We start from the raw sequence: 20,720 nt of genomic DNA on the forward strand, positions 1-20,720 counted from the left end.
AAAAAAGAATAATCCGCAGAACCTCGGTGTTGAAGAAAATAATCTGGATGATATAGATCCACCATTTAATGTTGAGAATCAGGTTGAAGATGAGGTTGTCGGCGACAGTAATAAAATTCATTATGTCAAAATGTTTCGATTTCACGGAAAGGAGATCGCTATGTTTCCGTACTCGAAACCTGACAAGTGAGCGATCCCATCGTACCCGCTGCTTGACCAGTTTTGAAAACGTGTCTGGTGCATTCGTGTAGCAGACGGCATCAGGTTCGTGGCAAACCAATTAATGTCATGCTTAGAAAGAGGACAAGTGAAACGTTAAATGTGAAACTTTTACCACGAGGTGTTTATGGCAATCTCTGCTTTTCGATACCATTTGCTGTCAGTACTACTGCTGGGTTCAATGCTGGCCAATTCTCAGCCTGTGTCCGGCAATAATACAGCCATCAACTAAAAAAAGTTCAGTATCTGTTGGCGGTTTTTCATTCAGTTGAGCAGCCGTGATACTGATGACCTCAACGGGTCCGATATTCGAAACCCTATGTTCGGTTATTAAATATATACTCATCGTTTGACCTTGATAGTGACATCCAACCTGTCAAAATTGCGCCAGCGTTCCTCGTCATTCGGGTTAGCTGGCAGGATTTCAACAAGCACTGCGGATTGAATGGGAATATATTCGTCTTTAAGCTTTTCCCGGTATGAAGAAGCTATAGAATAGTGGTTCGAAATGATTCCTGTACTGCTTGAGTGGTCGGCAAAGGTTATTTTGACCCGTTTATCCTTGGTGAGATGATTTATCTGATCTTCCCGGAAATATCCGTGAACGGCCACTCTGGATTCAGGGGAACGTAAGGCAAGAATTGCCTCACCGATGCTGGTCTGTTCTCCTGCAAGCTTGAAGATGGCTTGGACCTGGCCGTTGATCGGGGCGACTAGCTGCTCGGCAATAGTGGAGATCTGGTTGCCTTCCTGCTCTAAGGAGGCGAGATAGTTTTGTAAAAGGCGGACATCTCCTTTGAGTGATGCAATTTTAAGGGCCAGTTTTTGTTGTTCAGCTGCCAACAACTCATCACGGTAACGCTTTAAAGAGTCAATTTCCATTTTTAGACTGTCGGCAGCAAGAGAGATGACCTGTTTTTCCTGCATAAGTTTAGTGAGTTGTGACCGGTCGTTACGGCTAAGTTCGAGTAAACGCTGGTTGTCGTTTATTGGGGCAGCAAGGTTTGGGGATGGATCGATTTTGGCCTGTTGCTCAAGCTGAAATAGTCTGGCTTGTTTTATCCGGATGTCGTTGTCAATATCGATGATACTGACCGGGAGAATTGTCTGGTCGCTGGTAGAAGATTGTTGAACAGAAAGTGTCTTGAATGAACTTTTTAATAGCTGTAAGTCAGCCTCTTTCTGGTTGATGTCAAGGTTGGTCTTTAAAAGGTCTTTGGCGACGGATGGTTTGTTGGTAGGCTGCAGGATGTTGACAAGGGATTGGCCGCTGCTGACGGTGTCGCCCTGACTAACAAGAATTTTGTTTATGGTTCCATCAAGATTGGCGTGAATCAGGTATCTGCCGACTTCAACCTGACCTCGTGCTTCCAGATACAGGATGCGGGTTGTGCCGTAAAATATCAGGTAGGCGACGATTGCTGATAGGGCAATAAAATAGATTGTGGAGGATAGTTTCCTGGAAGGATTGTAAGGCGCTTGTCCTTCTGGCATGGACGAGAAATATGTTTTTTTGTTACGAATTTTCATAAAGAGTTATTCCCTGCCATTTGAATAAATTGGGCAAAATCATGCAAGGCAAAGTTGGTGAGGCCGGCTTGCTCAAAGGTGACATCAATAAACTCTTCCTGCTCAAGTTCGTTGGTGAAGTCCTTGGGGCGAAGAGCAAGAACAAGTTTATCTTTATCGATGTTTGAAAAAGGTGCGATTTTGTCCTTGAGTTTTTCTTGGTTTAGTTTGCCGTAGGCCATAATGTAGATGTGATCTGAAAGACTGGCGATCGCATCGACAAAATCAGAGTTATGCAAGACCGGTAGGGCGATGTTCAGCTCGATTGAGTGCTCGTCTGTAATTACTCGGATCTTCCGTATCATTTCAAAGAAATAGGTGTTGTATTCCTGCTTTTTGTCCTGATAGTCTGGTAAGGTGTGTGGTTCTATATCCAGGTGGATTGGTTGTCCAAACTTGCAGAGTTCTTCAACTGCGAGTTGGACAGTTGGCCATTTTTCCGGAAGCACCCAGCTATTTTCACTGAGCATAAGCTCTGTACGGATTCCATTGAATTTTGCCAGTTCAATAAAGTGATCCAGTTTTTGTCTGTCGATGTTTTTGGAGGCTGAAATGACAGCCTTGTCCAGCCCTTTGGCAAGAAAGACCTGTTCGATAAGCTTGTTATCATATTTTTGAAACTCATTGGCCCAGATGTAAATTGCGCGATTACCTGTCCTGCCGCGTTTCATTTTGGAACCGAGGCCTACCTGTGCAATGAACTCCTGCCGCCAGTCAGTCTGGGTCAAGGTGAACAGATGCAGAAGCTGCCGATAAAGACTTTCTTGGACGGCAATGTATTCGAAGCGGTTGTCCAGGAGTTCATCCAAATGGCGCAAAACAAGAATGTGTTCGTCAAATCCGTAAGTGCCAGTGGTGTTTTTTCTGTTTTGCGAGATGTACAAGGATCTCCGTAACCGCTCTGCAACAGTTTGTTGCTGGAAAAAAAGCTTTTCTGCATCAGTGAGTTTTTCGCCGTAGGCATTATGCAGTCTGGCGGCTTCTTTAATGATGTCTTCCTGTTCTTTTTTTAACAGCGCTTTGATGCGCCCGATCTTGTAAGGCAGAACATCTTGTTTCTTGCGAATTAGCGGTGTGCTGAAGTAAATACCAGAGCTTATATCCCCGGAACTGAGGTTGCCTTGATTCTCGTTTACACCAGTTTTCACAAAGAAACGAAGGCGCTTTTCATAGAGCGGATTGTATTGTTCTTCTAAGATTGCTTCGGATAGCTGGGCGATTTTTTGGTAGGTTGAATCTGTTTCAACCGCATGGATGAGCGACGGTAAATCTGGTGCCAGTATCTCTGGAAGTTGTGGTAACAAGTTATGCTGTTCGCTGACTATTTGCTGATTTTGTATAGTATATTTGTTGAGTATTGTGTCGGTTTTTTTTGCTTCATATTCTACCTTTAAAAGGTCGTCGGCAAGAATGTCGCCGAGGAAATAGGCCTTTCGGCTCAGTTCATACAGTTGTGACAGCACTTCTTTTTTTCGTTGTTGGATGGCGTTTTTTACGCTGTTAAACGAATAGAAAAGAAAGGTGTCACGGCACTTGAAAAGATCTTTGTGGCGCAGTTGTTCTGCTCTGATCTCCTCTATCTCTCGCTGGTACTCAAAACGTCTCGACTGGCTTTTGTTTTCCAAAAGGCCGTCATTGAATAGATCCCAGGACAGGCCGGCAAAAACACTTTGCCGGTCATTGTCAACATCACCATCGTGAAAACTGTAGCCGGATTCAAACTTCAACCCCGGGTCGTCGTTTTTTATTTCAGCCTCAACGGCAAGGATTTCTCTATCGAAATAGTGCACATTAAAATCACTGCACTCCATTTGCATAATTGAGGGGAAGAACTCTGGTTGAGGTGTCGAGGGAGCAGGGGGTTCTTTGGCCAGACGACCTAACTCGTACTTAGCCAGTTCGTTGGCTCGCGCAACATACTCCGGTGGTACCAGGATCCGCGATCTATTCGGGTTGGAAGTGGTATCTTGACTGTTGTTAGCGAGGAGGTTCTGGAGTTTCTCTAATTGCAGTTGAGCAGGCTTGAACCCCTGATTGGCAGCCTTCTTGTACCAATGAACTGCGGTCTGGTAATTCTGGTCGACCCCGAGACCTTTTTCAAAGAGTAGGCCAAGTCTGAGCTGGCCACGACTATAACCCTGAAGTGCGGCTTCGCTGTACCATTTTCGTGCCGCCTCAAAATCGGTGCTTACAACGCGGCCTTCCTGGAACATTTCGCCAAGATACACTTGACCTCGGGCATATCCCTGGTTGGCCGCTTCTGTGAAGAGTGAAAAGGCCCTTGAGAGATTTTGTTCGACCCCTAAGCCATTTTTGTAGAGGTAGCCGAGGTTTGTTTGGGCTCGGGCAGAGCCTTGAACTGCGGATTTATCATACCAGTGAGCGGCTTGCTCATAATCGACAGGGGTTCCACGGCCAAGTTCATACATCGCACCAACGCTGCGTTGGGCCTGGGCGTGGCCTGACTCGGCTGCGGCAAGATACCACTTAAAAGACTCTTCAATGGAAAAGGTGTCTGACTCAGAGTTCTCATACAGTTGCGCTAGTTTAAGCATGGCGCCAATGGAACCGTCATGGGCCTGGAGAGAGAGCGCGGTGACTGCCTCTGAATAGGCAGGGCTGTTGCTGGAGGTGTTGGCCCATGTGGTTATGGGTGAAATTATAAAGGTGACAACGCCGCAACAGAGTAACAGGTGAGAATAGAACGTAGTTTTTGCCACTGTTGAGTGAAGAGATGCAAGGTTGTTTCCGGAGTTTGAATGCCGCATTGTTCCTTATCTATCTGTGAATCCAGGGAACAGGTGTAAGAAAGCGGCGCTACAATAAATCGCCGGATTTTTACAACTCTGACAGCTGAATTCTACGCTCTGGTTTTTATGTCCCCTATCTAGCCTGTTGCAAGATGGCACATTTGAACAGAGTACCTGCTCATTTGATATTATACGGTCGAACGATCTGCGTTTGTCAAACAATATGTTTCGTCAGTAAAAATAATCCAACCAGTGGTATGGTTGAGCTTGGGTAGGTGTTGGGAGACGTGAGGAGGCGTGTGATAAAAATCTTGACAAACTAGTTAACTTGTATATATTTGACCGGTCAACTATTGACAAGTTAACTATTGTTGTTTGCGCCCGAGTTGAGTTGCCGCGGTAGCAAAACGACACTATCGAGAGGTTAGTTTATGCCCCCATGTGATGACGAAGCGTTAGGACGACTCATCCACTTGACAGCACAGGATATGAGGAATTTTGCTGAGAAGATTCTGAGCCCGTTCGATCTGACCATCGAACAGCTTCATCTCCTGAAGAATCTTTCCTGCACTTCAGGGATGACACAACGTCAAGTAGGTGAGATTGCCGGCAAGACTCCGGCTAATATGTCGAGAATTTTAGACAGATTGGAAGCAAAGGCGTTGATACAAAGACGAAGTGATCCCAAGGACAGAAGAGCTGCGCAGGTGCTTTTAACTGATACAGGAAAAGAGATAACTGAGAATGTTTTTGAGGTTTTTGAGTCTTTTTCAGAGGATCTGGTTCGTGGCATTACCGAAAATGAGCAGGAAATTGTTAAAAAATCACTCAAAATGATCGTCCGCAATCTTGAAACAATGCATGGGCGTTTACCCAAAAAATAGAGCAGGGGAGTTGTAATGAAAACTATATCGTTACTAGGTTTGTTGATCGTTGTTTTTGGATCTACCGCTTTTGCCCAGGATCCTCCTCCAGCGAAAGTTGTAACCACGGCTATTGTACAGCAGGAAGTTGCTGAGAATAACTCGTTTATCGGGGTTTTTGATTATGACCGAACCAGTCACCTCTCCTCTGAGGTGGCAGGATTGGTCACAGAGGTGCATATAAGCAACGGTGATAGGGTTAAGGCCGGCGCACCAATTGTCACAATTAACACTGAGATGCTGGATCTGGAGATTGCTCTGACCAGATCCAAAATTGAGCAGATTGAACTGAAGATCAACTACTCCGAGAAAAATTATCAGAGACTTAACACGCTGTATCTTGAAAAGGGTGTAAGCGAAAAAGTTTTTGATGATGCTTTTTACGCCTATCAGGATGCCCTCAAGGAAAAACAGATAGTCAGTAACTCCATTGCTATGCTTACGATCCAAAAAAATAAAAGCATCATATATGCCCCCTTTGACGGGGTTGTTCTGGAGAAAAATATCGATGTCGGTGACTGGGTTCAGCAGGGTAAGAATCTTGTTCTTCTTGGCTCGGTTAAGGACCTGATTGTTCGGGTTCCTGTCGCCGAAACACTGTTGCAGTTTACACAATCCGGTCAAGAGGTTCCTGTGCAGATAAATGCTTTCTCCACCGAGATTACCGGCACAATTGATGGTTTTGATCCTGTCGCGGACGAAAAAACAAAAAATATCTTTCTGAAGGTTCGTATTCCTCGGCAGGACAAGATAGCGGCCAATATGTCGGCAACAGTGTTTGTGCCCACAAGTATGCCCAAGACAGTCAGTCTTATTCCCCGTGATGCCCTGGTTAAATTTCAGGGCAAAGATTTTGTCTACACGATAAAAGATGGGAAGGCCTCTATCCTGCCGGTCAACATTGTCTCCTACCTGGGCAATATGATCGGCGCTGATAACCCCTATTTTGCAGCGGGAATGCCCATTGTTGTTGAAGGCAACGAACGTCTTCGCCCTGATCAGGCAGTTGTGGTAGCAGGAGAAAACTAATGGATGTGATTCGATTTTTTATCAGTAAGCCGGTCAGTGTGGCGGTGGGGGTTATTCTGGTGGTCATGTTTGGCCTTATCGGGCTTAATAAACTGCCGGTTCAGCTTACCCCCGACGTTGAGACTCCTGAAATTACCGTCAGCACTACCTGGGCAGGCGCCACTCCATACGAGATTGAAAAAGAGATTATCGAAAAGCAGGAGAAAACTCTAAAAGGGCTCCAGGGGCTTACCAAGATGGAAAGCTCAAGCTATAACGGCTTTGGCACCATCACCCTCTCCTTTAAAATTGACACCGATATTGACGATGCCCTGCTGCGTGTTTCAAATAAAATGAACGAGGTCAGTAATTATCCTGAAAATGCCAATAAACCTACTATTGAATCCGCTGGTGCCAACAGCTCGCCAGTAATCTGGCTGACCCTGCAAACACTACCAGAGACAACCGAGCACATTAACCATTTCCGGACTTTTTTTGAAGACAACGTCCGGCAGCACCTTGAAAGGATACAGGGAGTTGGTTCTTTATTTGTTTTTGGCGGCACCGACAATACCCTTGACGTTACTCTTGATGCCGAAAAGATGGCTAGAGTCCAGGTTACTATTAATCAGGTTATTGGTGCCATCCGTGCGGCCAATGTAAATATCTCAGCTGGCATTCTCGGTATGGCCAAAAAGAACTACCGTATTCGGACAACCAGCCAGTTTCAGTCCGTTGATGATATGCTTGGGGTTATCATTTTTGATGACGGCATTAAACGGGTCTATCTGCGGGATGTGGCTGAAGTTGGTAAAGGGTACAAGAAGGAGGATACGTCCGTTCTCAAAGATGGTAAGCAGGTTATTGTTGTCGGGGTTCGAAAAGAAAAAGGGGCCAATGTTCTGGCAATGACAGATCAGGCGGAGAAAGAGATTAAACGCTTAAATGATGGCATTCTGGCCCAAAACGGTCTGAACTTCGATTGGGTGTACGATCAGCGACCATACATAAATACTGCCACAAATCTAGTGAAGCAAAATATTTTAATCGGTGGAGTTCTGGCGATCGCTGTTCTGCCTCTTTTTCTACGCAGTCTACGCTCAACTCTTATTACCGGTATCGCCATTCCCGTTTCAGCCGTTGGTTCATTCTTGTTTCTCTGGCTGTTAAACCGTAACTTAAACGTCGTCAGTATGGCAGGTATCTCCTTTGCCGTGGGGATGCTGGTGGACAACTCAATTGTTGTGCTTGAAAATATTGACCGCCACCGGAAATTAGGCAAGGAGGCCTTTGCGGCCGCCTATGAAGGCACCAAGGAAGTCTGGGGTGCGGTGCTTGCCTCAACGGCCACGACAGTCGCTGTTTTTTTGCCGGTTATTTTTATTCAGGAAGAAGCGGGGCAGCTCTTTCGTGATATAGCTATTGCCATCACAGCCTCAATTTTTCTGAGCCTGATTGTTTCGATTTCTGTTATTCCAACACTGTTTCATCTGTTTTACAGGTCGAAATCAAACGTCAGTCCTGGGCCGGAAGATCTGAACTGGCTGCAAAAAAGTTATGTTGGGCCACTGTTTTCCAGTGCGATTATGAAAGGCGCTAATTTCTGTATGAAAAATATTGTGACCAGGCTTTTAACCATAATTTTTTTCACCAGCCTTTCCGTTGGTGTTACGGCCTGGCTAATGCCGAGTGCTGAGTATCTGCCGCAGGGCAACAGAAATCTTATTTTAAATATTCTGATTCCGCCGCCCGGATATTCTGTGGAGAAACTCAAAAGCATGGGTAAACATATCTATGATGAAGCGGAACCCTATTTCAAGGAAGATGGAAAAGACGGATTTCCGCAAATTTCCAGGATGTTTTATGTCGGCGCTGATCGAATCACGCTGTTTGGCGGTATCGGCAAACACGAGACCAGGGCGCGTGAGTTAATTCCTCTTTTTTCAAGGATAATGAGTGCTATTCCCGGTGTGTTCGGGGTCAGTATTCAAGCCGGAATCTTTGAGTCTGGCATCGGTAAGGGGCGGACTGTTGATGTCAATATTTCCGGACAGGAGATTGACTCAATTATTGCGGCGGCACGCACCCTTTTCGGCACTATTTCCGGCAAGATGAAAAATACTCAGGTACGTCCGGTTCCCTCCATTGAAACCAGCTACCCGGAAGCAAACCTGATTCCGAATAAGGAAAAAATTGCGGCCAACGGACTTAACGAAGAAGATCTTGGTGTCTATGTCGACATTTTGATGGATGGTCGTAAAATCGAAGAGTACCGTCCTGAAGGGATCAAGCAGGTCGATCTGGTGTTAAAAGGAAAAGAGAGTGTCAGCGGTTCGCCGGAACAGATATTAAATGGCACGATTGTTACTCCCTACGGCAATCTGGTGCGGATTGGCGATCTGGCTGATATCTCCTATGGTGAGGGAATGCCACAGATAAACCATCTGGAAAGGGACAGAACAATAACCTTGCAGGTGACTCCACCGGCCGATATGCCCCTGCAAAGCGCCATGGAGTTTATTGAGACTGATATTGTTGCCTCACTGCAGCAAGCAGGGCAGTTAAGTGATGTGAAAGTCAGAGTGGGCGGCAACGCCGACAAGCTTGTCCAGACGAAGCAGGCACTGCAGTGGAATCTTCTCTTGGCTCTGATCATCACCTATCTGTTGCTGGCGGCTTTGTTTGAAAATTTCCTCTACCCGCTGATAATTCTTTTCACGGTGCCCTTGGCTGCTGCTGGAGGTTTTGTCGGTCTGGCGGCAGTAAATACTTTTATTGCCCCCCAGGGATTTGATGTGCTAAGTATGCTTGGCTTTATTATCCTGATCGGCACTGTGGTCAATAACGCTATTTTGATCGTGCATCAATCTCTTAATAATGTCCGCTACAACGGCCTGGCAGGGATAGAAGCGGTCTCCGATGCAGTTCGTACCCGGATCCGGCCAATTTTTATGAGTGCGACAACCAGCCTTCTTGCCATGTCGCCAATGGTTATTTCAACTGGTTCCGGTAGTGAGCTGTATCGGGGGCTTGGCAGCATTCTGCTCGGAGGGCTTGCCATGTCCACCGTATTTACTCTTTTTGTTATTCCATCATTACTTGTCTTTTTCATAGGATTTGAAAGGAGTCGTGCAAATGAAAATGCTTAGACCATCTGTTAGTGCTATTGTCCTGCTTGTTTTTTTTGCCCAGGGGAGCTTTGCTACAGATCTTATTACTCTGCAAAAGACGGCTGTCGAGAACAGGGAGATTGTTGAACAGTTTCAGGCCAAACTTGAAAAAATCCAGGAAGAACAAACTGTTGCTAAAAGCGGCTATTTGCCGTCCTTTGATCTGTCCTATACACTGAATCGTCTTGATGAAAGTACAGCCTTTGAAAACGAAGAAAATTCTGTCGCCTATGGGGCAGTGACCTGGAACCTGTTCCGAGGGTTCAAGGACAGATATACAATTGCCTCTGCCAGGTTGCAGCGCGACGCCGAAGAACTTAAACTTTCAGGAATTAAACAGGATATTTACCTCAGTGTCGCCCTGAGATATGTGGAAATATTCAGTCGCAAGGCAAGCCTGAGGTTACAGGAAGATACGCACAACACCCTGTTGAAGAGTTATGAAGATGCTTCAAGCCGTTTTGATGTCGGGCTGATCGATAAAAATGAGCTGCTTCGGTTTAAGGTTGATCTGGACAACGCGAAGATATCGTTGAAAAAGGCAGAAGCTGATCTTGCCAAAAGCGCTCAAAATTTGCGAAGAGCTGTTGACAGGAAGATCAGCATTGATGAGCTCACTTTTTCCGAGTTTGACTTATTGCCACATGTTGAACCATATGAACAACTTGAAAGGGCAATGCTTGAAAAGCGCAGCGAGATTCGCGTTCTTGAAGAGTTGGCGGCAGCTGCCGACTTGCAGGTTAAAGCCAGTTATGCTGCATATTACCCAAAGGTTGATGCAACGACAAGTTACCGAAGATACGATGATGATTATCAAAGTATGAATGGCAGCACGGCAAGCGAAGAGGTGCGAGGGCAGCTTGTTATGTCTCTAAATATCTTTGATGGTTTTAAGAAACGTTCAACTGTCCGAAAATCAAAACTGGATTCACGAATTATTCAGTATGATCTCGCCGAAATGAAGCAGGATTTAAAGACTGAGTTGACCAATCTTCTGTTAGACTATGATGTAAATGTGGAAAACGCTGCAGTCGCCCTCAGCAGTATCGAACAGGCCCAGGAAAATTTGCGAATTACTGATTTGAAATACAAGGAGGGGCTGGAGACCGAAACAGATCTTTTAGATGCCATCGCCAAATTGAGCCGGGCAAAGTTTAATCATATCTTTGCCACCTTTGAGGTCTTTAAAAACTACTACCAGATCACCAGGGCAGTGGAAGGGTTTGCTGTACCTTAAAGAGTAAGCATATAAGATAAAAAATCCCCCTGAGTCCCCCTTTTGCAAAGGGGGATTCAGGGGGATTTTGTGAAGTCTGAGACTAACTCATATTTGTTGGTGCTTTAATATCTAAATTAAACCTTTAATGGAAATGGAAAATATTGAAAACAGTAGTGTCATATATTAAACCCATAATGGCTGCTATCCTTATCCTGATAGTCCTTGCCGGCTGTTCCTATCTTGATCCCTATCTGGCCGCTTTCCGTGAAGATCGAACGCCTGCGCTTCCTTCTCAGTTCACCTTGTATTCTGAAAAGGATGACTCTTCGGAGCCGTGGTGGAAGGAGTTTGGCAGTGCTGAGCTGGACGCGCTTGTTGCTGAAGCCATCAGTGGAAATTTCTCTGTGCAGGAAGCCTGGGCCCGTCTGGAGCAGGCTCGCTACACTGCGGTTAAATCGGGGGCGGATCTCTATCCGGCTATCAATTTTGCCTCTGGTGGGTCGTATGCCGGGAGTCACGCAGCAACCGGATCAAAAAGCAGTACCGAAGCCTGGTCATTAGGTTTTTCTGCCAGCTATGAAGTCGATCTGTGGGGTAAAGTTAAAGCCGATAGAGAAAGTTCTCTGCTGTTGGTTCAGGCTTCAGAAAATGATGTGAAGACTGCGATTCTCTCTTTAACCGGCCAGCTGGTCGAAAATTGGCTGGCTCTGATTTCTGCACGGCAGCAGGAGACCCTCTTTAATCAGCAGCTGGAAATACAGGAGAAGCTGCTTGACCTCATCAAGCTGCGGTTTTCGCGGGGAAAATCAACCGCCCTCGACATCTATCAACAGCAGCAAACCATTGAGAAAATTAAAGCGGCGCTGATTCCAGTGAAAAGCTCCCAAGAAAAAATTAACCGCTTGCTTGCCCTGTTGACTGGCAAAACATCATTTTACCAAGACACCTTGAGCCAGTTTGCCTTTCCACAGCTGCAGGAGGTGCCGGCAATTGGATTGCCTGCCGACCTTATTGCCCAGCGCCCGGATATTCGTTCGGCAGGATCAAAATTAAAGTCAAGTGAATGGGAGGTTTCCGTTGCCAAGGCGGATAGACTGCCCGCCCTTAAACTTACCGCTTCGCACACCTATAACGGCGATGAACTTGGTTCAATTTTTGATAATTGGCTGCTTAATCTGGCGGGGAACATTACCGGGCCAATTTTTGACGGTCACCGACGCCAGGCCGAAGTTGAGCGGGTGAAGGCTGTTGCCGATGAGCGGTTGGCCACCTATCGTAAAACAGTTGTGACCGCCATTTCGGAAGTGGAAAACGCCCTTACCGAAGAGGATCAGTACCGAAAAACGGTTGCCTCACTGGTAAATCAGCTTCGCCTTTCTGAGGAAACTATGCGGGAGGCCAGGCGACGTTATCTGAACGGCAGTACTGATTTTGTCAATGTGCTTAAAGAGGAGCTCAATTTTCTGCAACTACAGTTTGATACCATAAAGGCACGCGAGCAGATGATTGCTGCTAGAATTCATTTGTATAAGGCGCTGGGCGGATCCTGGCTGGATAACTCTTAGCTGTTAGCAATTAGCAATTAGCTGTTAGCTGTTAGCGAAATAACAACCAACAGGTTACAAAAATGATAGATGATAACAAAGACAACATTGTTTCCAGTGATACGCATATTCCTACCCGCAATCTAAAGCAACGCCTGTTGGCTCTTGCTATGGTAGTTGTTCTACTTGGCGTTGGGGTGGCAAGTTTTAAATACCTTATGGCCTCAAAACCTGAGGCGAAGCGCCGAACACCGGATAAAATGCAGGCCCTTGTCGAGGTGATGAAGGTACGCTCAACGGTTGAACCTGTCATTGTCAAGGCCTTTGGCAGGATCAAGCCTGCTAAGGAGATTGCCCTCCAGAGTCGTGTTGCCGGGATGGTTGTGAGCGTACACCCCGACCTTGTTCGTGGAGGTATGGTTGCCAAAGGCGATGTTATTGCGCAGCTGGATGACACTGATTTCAATTTGGCCGTGAAGCAGAAAAAAGATGCACTCGCCCAAGCTAATGCAGACTTGCGCCTTGAGGAGGGAAGTCAAAATGTAGCTAGGCAGGAATGGGAGTTGATCTCAACTTTAACTGATGTCGACAGCTCTACGGCAGATATAGCCTTGCGAAAACCGCAACTTGCCAAAGCTCAGGTTAAAATTCAGACGGCGCAGACTGAGGTGGAAAAGGCCGAGCTTGATCTGTCTCGGACCACTGTTAGGGCGCCTTTTTCAGCAATAGTTCGTGAAAAACATGTTAACACCGGATCGCAAATTACCACGCAGACTGTAATCGCCACTCTTGTTGGTGTTGATAGCTTCTGGATTGAGATAACCGTGCCGACCAACCAGCTGCAATGGATTGTAATGCCAGGAGGGGGCGGGCAACCATCAAACGTTACCGTTTTTTCTGGTGAGAATCGTTTTAAGGGGAAGATCCTTAAACTTCTCCCAGATTTAGAGCAGGACGGCCTTATGGCTCGTATTTTAGTTGAAATCAGCAAACCGATGAGCTCCGAAAACAACAAAGCGCCCCTTCTGATTAACAGCTTTGTCCGGGTTGAAATACGTGGGCGTGAGATCAGTAATATCTATAAGATTCCTCGCTCTGCCCTGCAGGATAAGCGAAACGTCTATGTCGCAACCCAGGAAGAGACGTTGCACATCCTGCCGGTAACCGTGGCCTGGGAGGATGCTGAGTTTGCCTATATTGCTGAAGGGTTGAACGAAACGAGTCGCCTGATTGTCTCACAGTTGCCGGCTCCTATCGAAGCGATGCCTCTTAAGATTGCCGGGCAAGAACCCTGGAAGTCAAAGGGGACCGTAAAGGAATAGCCGGCTATGGAAACGAATTTCAAGAAAGGGCCAATGGCCTGGATGGCAGAGAACTCGGTGTCGGCAAATCTGCTGATGATCTTTCTGTTGGTTGGTGGTTTTATCTGGGGTACCAAGATAAAACAGGAGGTCTTTCCCGAGTTCTCCCTCGATAACGTCACGATAACGGTTGCCTATCCTGGCGCCAGCCCTGAGGAAATTGAACAGGGAATAGTCCTGCCCATTGAAGAGGCGATTCAGGGGGTGGATGGCATTCAAGAGATCTCCTCCAGTGCCAATGAAGGTGTCGCACGAGTCACTGTTGAGGCGGTGGTCGATACTGATCTGCAACAGCTGGCCACCGATATCAAGAATGAGGTTGATCGGATATCATCATTTCCGGTTGAGGCTGAAGAGCCAGTGGTCATCGTGCCTTCAAGGAAACGGCGGGTGGTCAATTTAATTATCTACGGTGATTTGCCAAGATCTGTACTTCGTGAAGTGACGGAAGTTGTCCGGGATCAGCTGTTACAGGATGAAGAGATTACCCAGACTGAACTTTTGGGGGAACGGCCCCTTGAGATGAGTATTGAGATCTCGCAAAAAACACTTCGGGAGTACAATCTTAAACTTGCCGATGTCGCCGCCCAAATAAAAGCGGCTTCTCTTGACCTTCCCGGGGGCAGTATTAAGACCAAGGGTGGTGAGATCCTGGTCAGGCTCAAAGAACGGAAAGATTTCAAGGAAGAGTTCTCGAAGATACCGATTATCTCTGCTGTGGGTGGAACGAATGTAACTCTGGGTGAGATTGCTGTAATTAAGGATGGCTTTGAGGACACTGATCAGTTTCAGGTCTATAACGGCAAACCGGCCTTGGGTATCGAAGTGTATCGGGTTGGCAAACAGACACCGATAACGGTTTCTGATGCTGTGCAAACGCATCTGGAGAGGCTCAAACAGATTCTTCCCCAGGGAGTTTCGGTCGATATTGTCGATGATCGGTCTGAGATGTTTCGGCAGCGCATCAACCTGCTTGTTAAAAATGGTCTACTTGGTTTGTGTCTGGTGTTTGTTCTGTTGGGGGTTTTTCTTGAACTACGATTGGCTTTCTGGGTTACCATGGGCATCCCGATCTCCTTTCTAGGCTCTCTGCTGTTTATTCCAAGCTTTGATGTCAGCATCAACATGGTCTCCCTGTTCGCCTTTATTATCTCTTTGGGAATTGTGGTGGATGATACCATTGTTATTGGTGAAAATGTCTATAGTTATATCCAGCGGGGCTATAGTAGACTTGATGCGGCAATTATCGGCGCTAAAGAGATTGCTACCCCTGTGGTATTCAGTATTATGACCAATATCGTCACCTTTCTGCCCCTCTATTTTGTTCCAGGAACAATGGGCAAGATCTTTAGAAATATCCCAGTGGTGGTTGCCTGTGTAATTTTTATCTCTCTTGTCGAGGCCCTGTTTGTCCTGCCTGCCCATTTGGGTCATCAAAAAGAGAGCACCAATTTTTTGATGAAGGCAATTTTTGCGCAGCAGCAGAAGTTTTCCGCAGGTTTTATGAGCTTTGTCAAAAACGTTTATGGGCCATTTGTGCAGATGTCGTTGCGCTTCAGGTATGTCACCACGGCCGTGGGAATTGCCATTTTAGTGATTACCCTGGGCTATGTGAAAAGCGGGCGGATGGGGTTTGAAATGTTCCCCAAAATCGAGTCTGATTTTTCCTACGCCAGTGTAACGCTGCCGGTCGGGGTACCCGTTGAACAGACGGTTAAGGTGCACGATCGCTTGCTTGCCACGGCCGATGAGCTTCTTGAGACAATTGGTCGCGACGATCAGACTAAGGGCATCTTGTCATTTATTGATAAAAATACAGCCTGGGTTCAGGTGTTTATGATTGCGCCTGAAGAGCGACGGATCACGACTAATGAGTTTACCCAGAAGTGGCGCCAGGCAACTGGTAACATCCCAGGTGTTGAAACCATGAAGTTCCGATCCGATTTTGGCGGGCCGGGCTCAGGCGCCGCGCTTACGATTGAACTTCAGCACCGTGATACGCGGATTCTTGAACAGGCCAGTGCGGAACTGGCTGAGGCCTTAGGTTTTTTCCCTATTGTTTCTGATATTGACGATGGTTTTACGGCGGGCAAGGACCAGCTCGATTTCAGGCTGAAAACGCAAGGATATCAGCTTGGATTAACGCCAACTGAGGTTGCCAGGCAAATACGGAACGCCTATTTTGGCAGCGAAGTATTTACGCAGCTCAGGGGGCGCAATGAAATGAAAATTATGGTGCGCAACCCTGATGATGAGCGCCAGGCTGAGTATTATCTTGATACAATGATGATCAGCACGCCAAAGGGGGTTAAGGTTCCGCTCCTTGATGTTGTGGATGTTGAACGTGGAAAGGCCTACACCAGTATTGACCGGAGGGATGGTAGGCGTGTCGTGTCCGTAACCTGTGACGTGACCCCTCAGAGTCAGGCTCAAATGGTGGGTGAGGCTATAAAGCAGGAAACCTTACCCAAACTCCAGCAGAAGTATGTTGGCTTAAATTATAGTTTTGAAGGAAAGCAGTCTGATCGCAAGGAAAGCATGCTGGCTTTGGCAAGGGGGATGGGTATAGCGATGATTATTGTTTATGTGCTGTTGGCCATACCATTTAAAAGTTACATCCAGCCTGCCATAATCATGATTAGTATTCCTTTCGGGGTGGTTGGGGCAATTGTCGGACACCTGATCATGGGGTATAGCTTAAGTCTTTTAAGCATGTTTGGCATTGTCGCTTTGTCTGGTGTGGTCGTGAACGACTCACTGGTATTGATCGATTTTGCCAACCGCCAGGTTCGGGATGGCGCTACCCATTATTCGGCAGTTGTTAATGCCGGTGTCCGCCGATTCAGGCCGATCATACTGACCACCTTGACCACCTTTTTCGGGTTAATGCCAATGATCTTTGAACAATCGCGCCAGGCCCGCTTTCTCATTCCAATGGCTATTTCACTGGGGTTTGGCATACTGTTTTCAACCTCCATTATTCTGGTTCTGGTACCCGCACTCTATATGATTGTTGAAGATATTAAAAAACTCTGGATAAAGATTTTTGGCGGAGTATTAGGCATCTTATGAAAATAAGCCCTAAGTTGGCGGCGCTTAATTTTAAGCGTTTTCAGGAGTTTAAAGAGACCTTTGACTTGACCACGGCCAAACAGGCATTGCTGGCTTTTAAAGGTGATGTCTACCGCGGGATTACTGCTGAGACCTATTCCAAAACTGATTTTGACTTTGCCCAGGGGCATCTGCGCATTATCTCTGGGCTTTACGGTATTTGTCGCAGATTTCATCATTAAAAACAAAATCACCAAGGCCCAATGTCTGCAGGATTTCTCGGGCAATGGGTACCGTTTTAATGAAGCCCTGTCCGGTGAGAAGGAATTTGTTTTTTGTCGAACTTGATAACGGTTTTACTCCCAACCTGTTGTGTCTTATTGCTAGAACAACTTCCCGTTCTTGCTGTGTTTAACGAGTAACTCGCGGAACATCTCAACAAGACCTCTGCTGATTAGATATAGAGAGTCCAGATCAAGATTGTCCTGGGTTGATGTGTCGAAGAGCAGTGTGAGCTGGGAGTTGAAATCATCCTCCGGCGGCCAATAGTTAATCATAAGTAAGACGTTGGGTAGCGGTTCGATGACCAGGCAGTAGTCAGCATTGGTTATATTCTTTTTTTTCTTAGCGCCAAAGATATCTAAAATCTCAAAAAGCAGCTCCGGGTGAGCATCAGCCAGTTGCCGTAGCGCGTCCTCGCAGCGATGGGAAAAATACTGGGCCCAGGCCTTTGTAGCCCCTTTCAGGCCGCCGAAATTTACCCAGTTATCTTGTGGCTTCTTGCCTTTGCTGTGCAGGATATAGTGCAGTAGAGGGAGATAGACCCAATGGTTGGTGTGACACTCTGAACTCAGGCGCCCAAGGCCGTCTATCCAAAAGGTTTTCCCCAGGCAGCTGATGCCGATTTTGTCATCCACAAACTGGGTATTGAGCCGAGCAGCTGTCGCTGAAAGATCGGTCTTTGCAACTTCGTCTTTCAGGGTGGTAAGAATTTTTTCTTGATCAGTTTCAAGGGTTTCAGGTGATTCGTGACAATTTAAAAGTGCAATGCTCTCAGATGTCAGATATGGGCAATCTTTAGGCTTTTTCCCGCCCTGCACAAGAGCTACGGCAAAGGCCATGCACGAAGGCAATAGGCATTGTCGGCAATTCGACTTGTTGAGGATTTTGTATATGTCGTAAGGGTTGTTCACAGAGTTGGATGTTTGCTCAAAATCTTGGTTTTGGCGTTATAAAAAGTTGTTTTTGGCAAGAGAATTATTACTAATGACGCCATAAAAATTGACTCTCTTTTTTGTGTGCGGCAAAAAATGTCTCCCGCGAGAGGTAAAGAAAGGGTTAAAAAAAAGCCCCTTGCATGGATCACATGCAAGGGGCTAAGGGCTTTCGCTGGATCGCAACGAAATAAGGTTATGGTGGAGCTAAGCGGGATCGAACCGCTGACCTCCTGACTGCCAGTCAGGCGCTCTCCCAGCTGAGCTATAGCCCCACAATTTGTGTTTCAATCGGAGGAGGTTTAATTACCATGGCTGTGAAAAAAAAGTCAAGGTATTTCTTGTTACGAACCGGCAAGATCACCTGCTATTTCCCTTGCTAATGCAATTTTAGTTTGGTAGTTTGTGCCAGTTTATGTATAACATAAGTAATTGAAGTAATTGAGGGTTGAGGAATTTTCACTGAAAATTATTTGAGGAAATCTGCTAATGTTTGGTCCTTTTGATAAATTATTTGGTTGGCTTTCGAATGATCTTGCCATTGATCTTGGCACCGCGAATACGCTTGTCTATGTAAAAGGTAAAGGTATCGTTCTGCGAGAGCCTTCTGTTGTTGCTGTACGCCAGGATCATCGGACAAGCAAGGTTTTGGCTGTTGGTAAAGAAGCGAAAATGATGCTTGGTCGTACTCCCGGAAATATTCAGGCCATCAGGCCAATTAAGGATGGTGTTATTGCTGACTTCGAAGTGACGGAGGCGATGCTTCGCTATTTTATTAACAAGGTTCACAATAGACGAACCTTGGTACACCCGCGAATCATCATAAGCGTGCCTTCTGGGATTACCCAGGTTGAAAAAAGGGCTGTTAAAGAGTCGGCTGAATCGGCTGGTGCCCGTGAAGTGTACTTGATTGAGGAGCCAATGGCTGCGGCTATCGGCGCTGGTCTGCCAATTACTGAGCCGACTGCAAATATGATCGTTGATATTGGCGGTGGTACAACTGAGGTTGCGGTTATTTCCCTGGCAGGTATCGTCTATGCGAATTCGGTTCGGGTTGCCGGCGATAAAATGGATGATGCTATTTTGCATCATATTAAACGAAAACATAATCTTGCTATTGGTGAGCATTCAGCTGAGGTTATTAAGACTACCATCGCTGATGTTATGCCGGAAGAGCCTTACGAAACTATGGAGATTAAAGGGCGAGACCTGGTTTCCGGGGTTCCAAAGACACTGACCATTAATTCTGGTGAAATTCGGGATGCAATTTCAGAACAGGTTGATGCGATTATCGAGGCTGTGAAGATGGCACTGGAGTTAACGCCACCGGAGCTTTCCGCTGATATTGTCGATCAGGGTATTGTTCTGACCGGAGGTGGCGCTTTATTACGAAATCTGGACAAGCGACTCAATAAAGAGACCGGGCTGCCGATCATAATTGCTGAAGATCCACTTTCCTCGGTCGTTTTAGGGTCAGGAAAGGCGTTGGAAAATATCTCTGTATTAAGAGAAGTTGTTATTAGTTAGGAGCCGTCAAGAAACAACATGGCTACTTATGATGCCTAACCGTACGGCTTGGCTCACTAAAGCGGCTAGGTTATTTTCTGACAATGGCTTAGTGCCTTACTCCACCTTTACTACATCGAATGGGTTCTGAAAAAAAAAAACAGTCTCAGCCGCTTAAGTTATTCCTTATTCTGGCAATTCTCATCCCTCTCGTTTTAACCATTATAGCTACAACTATCGGGCGAAAAGAGTTAAGCCTTCCGCATCGTTTGGCCCTTGAAGTGATTGGGGTTGCCAGTTCTGCTGTGACCCATACCACTAATTTTTTTGGCGGTATCTGGGACTCCTACTTTGATTTGGTTGGCGTTCACAAGGAAAACAAGAACCTTCTCGATGAAGTTCAACGCTATAAATCGTTAAATGCCAAGTACAGAGAGGCTGCGGCAACCAATGTCCGTTTAAGCCGCCTTCTTGAGCTTGAGCAATCTTTTGATACCCCGGTTCTGACGGCCCAGATTGTCGGGCGCGACCCCTCCCTGTGGTTTAAAACTCTTACCATAAATCGTGGCAGCAGTTCAGGGGTTGAACGAGGCATGCCGGTCATAACTCTCGAAGGAGTTGTGGGGCAGGTTTCCAATGTTTCGCCGCATTATGCTAAAATTCTGCTGGCGACCGATCCGAACTCCGCCATTGATGCAATCGTTCAAAAGAGTCGTGCCCAAGGCATTATAAAAGGGGATGGCAAGAGTTACCAACTTCACTATGTCCTAAAAAAAATTGAGGTCAATAAAGGCGATGAAATTGTCACCTCGGGTATGGGGGGGATGTTTCCTAAGGGTCTTGCTATTGGAACGGTTGATGAGGTGCTCGATAGCAAGCGGGGTATGTTCCACCGTGTGAAGTTAACCCCTTCGGTCGATTTTCGGCAGCTTGAACATGTCACTATTCTTTTCAAAACTGATCCCCTTGCCGAATAGTATCACATTATGCGAACGCTCGTTTTTTTCCTACTTGGTACTTTTTTTATCATTCTGCAAACAACTCTGTTTCAGAGCTTTCCCGGCTGTTTAACAATAAGAACAAATGGCAGGCCAGTCAGCAAACCAGGGACCAAAAGCTCTTTAAGTGAAAACCCTTTTCCGGTGTCTTTACGGTAGTAATAACTGGCCAAAGCAATTACCAATGA

General features: G+C 46.3%; 15 protein-coding genes and 1 tRNA gene. 11 read left to right on the plus strand and 5 right to left on the minus strand.

The genetic code is table 11. The features are described 5' to 3' along the window. On the plus strand, positions 1-190 hold a 190-nt coding region (locus HQK80_09250; protein ID MBF0222394.1), incomplete at its 5' end, for a hypothetical protein. A gap of 207 nt (positions 191-397) precedes the next feature. On the opposite strand, the gene HQK80_09255 is transcribed toward HQK80_09250, so the two are convergent. Genes HQK80_09255 through HQK80_09265 form a run of 3 tightly spaced genes read right to left on the minus strand, consistent with a single transcriptional unit; the run spans position 398 to position 4,556 of the window. After that, entirely contained in the window at positions 398-565 is a 168-nt protein-coding gene (locus HQK80_09255) for a hypothetical protein (GenBank protein ID MBF0222395.1), read from the minus strand. Continuing rightward, positions 562-1,749: a hypothetical protein gene (locus HQK80_09260; protein ID MBF0222396.1), complete on the minus strand. Its 1,188-nt coding sequence runs from the start codon at positions 1,747-1,749 to the stop codon at positions 562-564. The genes HQK80_09255 and HQK80_09260 overlap by 4 nt, the downstream gene beginning before the upstream one ends. Continuing rightward, positions 1,746-4,556, minus strand: coding sequence for a sel1 repeat family protein (locus HQK80_09265; GenBank protein ID MBF0222397.1), 2,811 nt, complete (start codon positions 4,554-4,556; stop codon positions 1,746-1,748). The genes HQK80_09260 and HQK80_09265 overlap by 4 nt, the downstream gene beginning before the upstream one ends. Positions 4,557-4,969: 413 nt before the next feature. On the opposite strand from HQK80_09265, the gene HQK80_09270 reads away from it, so the two are divergent. The 8 genes from HQK80_09270 to yaaA all read left to right on the plus strand — a co-directional run bounded on the left by HQK80_09270 (position 4,970) and on the right by yaaA (position 17,056). Further along, the gene (locus HQK80_09270) at positions 4,970-5,422 is read left to right on the plus strand and encodes a MarR family transcriptional regulator (GenBank protein MBF0222398.1); all 453 of its coding nucleotides are present in this window, start codon (positions 4,970-4,972) and stop codon (positions 5,420-5,422) included. Between the two features lie 15 nt (positions 5,423-5,437). Then, positions 5,438-6,490 carry an efflux RND transporter periplasmic adaptor subunit gene (locus HQK80_09275; protein MBF0222399.1) on the plus strand — a complete coding sequence of 351 codons (1,053 nt, stop codon included), beginning with the start codon at positions 5,438-5,440 and terminating at the stop codon, positions 6,488-6,490. After that, complete coding sequence (locus tag HQK80_09280; GenBank protein ID MBF0222400.1) at positions 6,490-9,618, plus strand: efflux RND transporter permease subunit; 3,129 nt, start codon at positions 6,490-6,492, stop codon at positions 9,616-9,618. The genes HQK80_09275 and HQK80_09280 overlap by 1 nt, the downstream gene beginning before the upstream one ends. After that, on the plus strand, positions 9,605-10,876 hold the full coding sequence (locus HQK80_09285; protein MBF0222401.1) for a TolC family protein: 1,272 nt from the start codon (positions 9,605-9,607) through the stop codon (positions 10,874-10,876). Before HQK80_09280 ends, HQK80_09285 begins: the two co-directional genes overlap by 14 nt. 155 nt (positions 10,877-11,031) lie before the next feature. Beyond that, a complete protein-coding gene (locus HQK80_09290; protein ID MBF0222402.1) occupies positions 11,032-12,423 on the plus strand; it encodes a TolC family protein in 1,392 nt (463 codons plus the stop codon). Positions 12,424-12,485: 62 nt separating this feature from the next. Further along, positions 12,486-13,724: an efflux RND transporter periplasmic adaptor subunit gene (locus HQK80_09295; GenBank protein ID MBF0222403.1), complete on the plus strand. Its 1,239-nt coding sequence runs from the start codon at positions 12,486-12,488 to the stop codon at positions 13,722-13,724. 6 nt (positions 13,725-13,730) lie between these two features. Further along, positions 13,731-16,835 carry an efflux RND transporter permease subunit gene (locus HQK80_09300; protein ID MBF0222404.1) on the plus strand — a complete coding sequence of 1,035 codons (3,105 nt, stop codon included), beginning with the start codon at positions 13,731-13,733 and terminating at the stop codon, positions 16,833-16,835. Then, on the plus strand, positions 16,832-17,056 hold the full coding sequence (yaaA, locus tag HQK80_09305) for a peroxide stress protein YaaA (GenBank protein MBF0222405.1): 225 nt from the start codon (positions 16,832-16,834) through the stop codon (positions 17,054-17,056). The genes HQK80_09300 and yaaA overlap by 4 nt, the downstream gene beginning before the upstream one ends. 141 nt (positions 17,057-17,197) lie before the next feature. On the opposite strand, the gene HQK80_09310 is transcribed toward yaaA, so the two are convergent. Next, positions 17,198-18,007, minus strand: a complete 810-nt coding sequence (locus HQK80_09310; GenBank protein ID MBF0222406.1) for a DUF3786 domain-containing protein — start codon at positions 18,005-18,007, stop codon at positions 17,198-17,200. 220 nt (positions 18,008-18,227) lie between these two features. After that, positions 18,228-18,303 (minus strand) — tRNA-Ala (locus tag HQK80_09315). Between the two features lie 214 nt (positions 18,304-18,517). Between HQK80_09315 and HQK80_09320 the strand changes: the two genes are divergently transcribed. Next, positions 18,518-19,555 carry a rod shape-determining protein gene (locus HQK80_09320; protein MBF0222407.1) on the plus strand — a complete coding sequence of 346 codons (1,038 nt, stop codon included), beginning with the start codon at positions 18,518-18,520 and terminating at the stop codon, positions 19,553-19,555. 119 nt (positions 19,556-19,674) lie between these two features. Further along, complete coding sequence (gene mreC, locus HQK80_09325; protein MBF0222408.1) at positions 19,675-20,511, plus strand: rod shape-determining protein MreC; 837 nt, start codon at positions 19,675-19,677, stop codon at positions 20,509-20,511. Positions 20,512-20,720 lie beyond the last annotated feature (209 nt).

This window comes from Desulfobulbaceae bacterium (assembly GCA_015231515.1).
Taxonomy (GTDB): domain Bacteria; phylum Desulfobacterota; class Desulfobulbia; order Desulfobulbales; family VMSU01; genus JADGBM01.

What these genes read in the sequence shown, in the direction of transcription:
- HQK80_09255 (MBF0222395.1), bottom strand. Translation starts at nt 565, where the DNA reads ATGAGTATATATTTAATAACCGAACATAGGGTTTCGAATATCGGACCC.
- HQK80_09260 (MBF0222396.1), bottom strand. Translation starts at nt 1,749, where the DNA reads ATGAAAATTCGTAACAAAAAAACATATTTCTCGTCCATGCCAGAAGGA.
- HQK80_09265 (MBF0222397.1), bottom strand. Translation starts at nt 4,556, where the DNA reads ATGCGGCATTCAAACTCCGGAAACAACCTTGCATCTCTTCACTCAACA.
- HQK80_09270 (MBF0222398.1), top strand. Translation starts at nt 4,970, where the DNA reads ATGCCCCCATGTGATGACGAAGCGTTAGGACGACTCATCCACTTGACA.
- HQK80_09275 (MBF0222399.1), top strand. Translation starts at nt 5,438, where the DNA reads ATGAAAACTATATCGTTACTAGGTTTGTTGATCGTTGTTTTTGGATCT.
- HQK80_09280 (MBF0222400.1), top strand. Translation starts at nt 6,490, where the DNA reads ATGGATGTGATTCGATTTTTTATCAGTAAGCCGGTCAGTGTGGCGGTG.
- HQK80_09285 (MBF0222401.1), top strand. Translation starts at nt 9,605, where the DNA reads ATGAAAATGCTTAGACCATCTGTTAGTGCTATTGTCCTGCTTGTTTTT.
- HQK80_09295 (MBF0222403.1), top strand. Translation starts at nt 12,486, where the DNA reads ATGATAGATGATAACAAAGACAACATTGTTTCCAGTGATACGCATATT.
- HQK80_09300 (MBF0222404.1), top strand. Translation starts at nt 13,731, where the DNA reads ATGGAAACGAATTTCAAGAAAGGGCCAATGGCCTGGATGGCAGAGAAC.
- yaaA (MBF0222405.1), top strand. Translation starts at nt 16,832, where the DNA reads ATGAAAATAAGCCCTAAGTTGGCGGCGCTTAATTTTAAGCGTTTTCAG.
- HQK80_09320 (MBF0222407.1), top strand. Translation starts at nt 18,518, where the DNA reads ATGTTTGGTCCTTTTGATAAATTATTTGGTTGGCTTTCGAATGATCTT.
- mreC (MBF0222408.1), top strand. Translation starts at nt 19,675, where the DNA reads ATGGGTTCTGAAAAAAAAAAACAGTCTCAGCCGCTTAAGTTATTCCTT.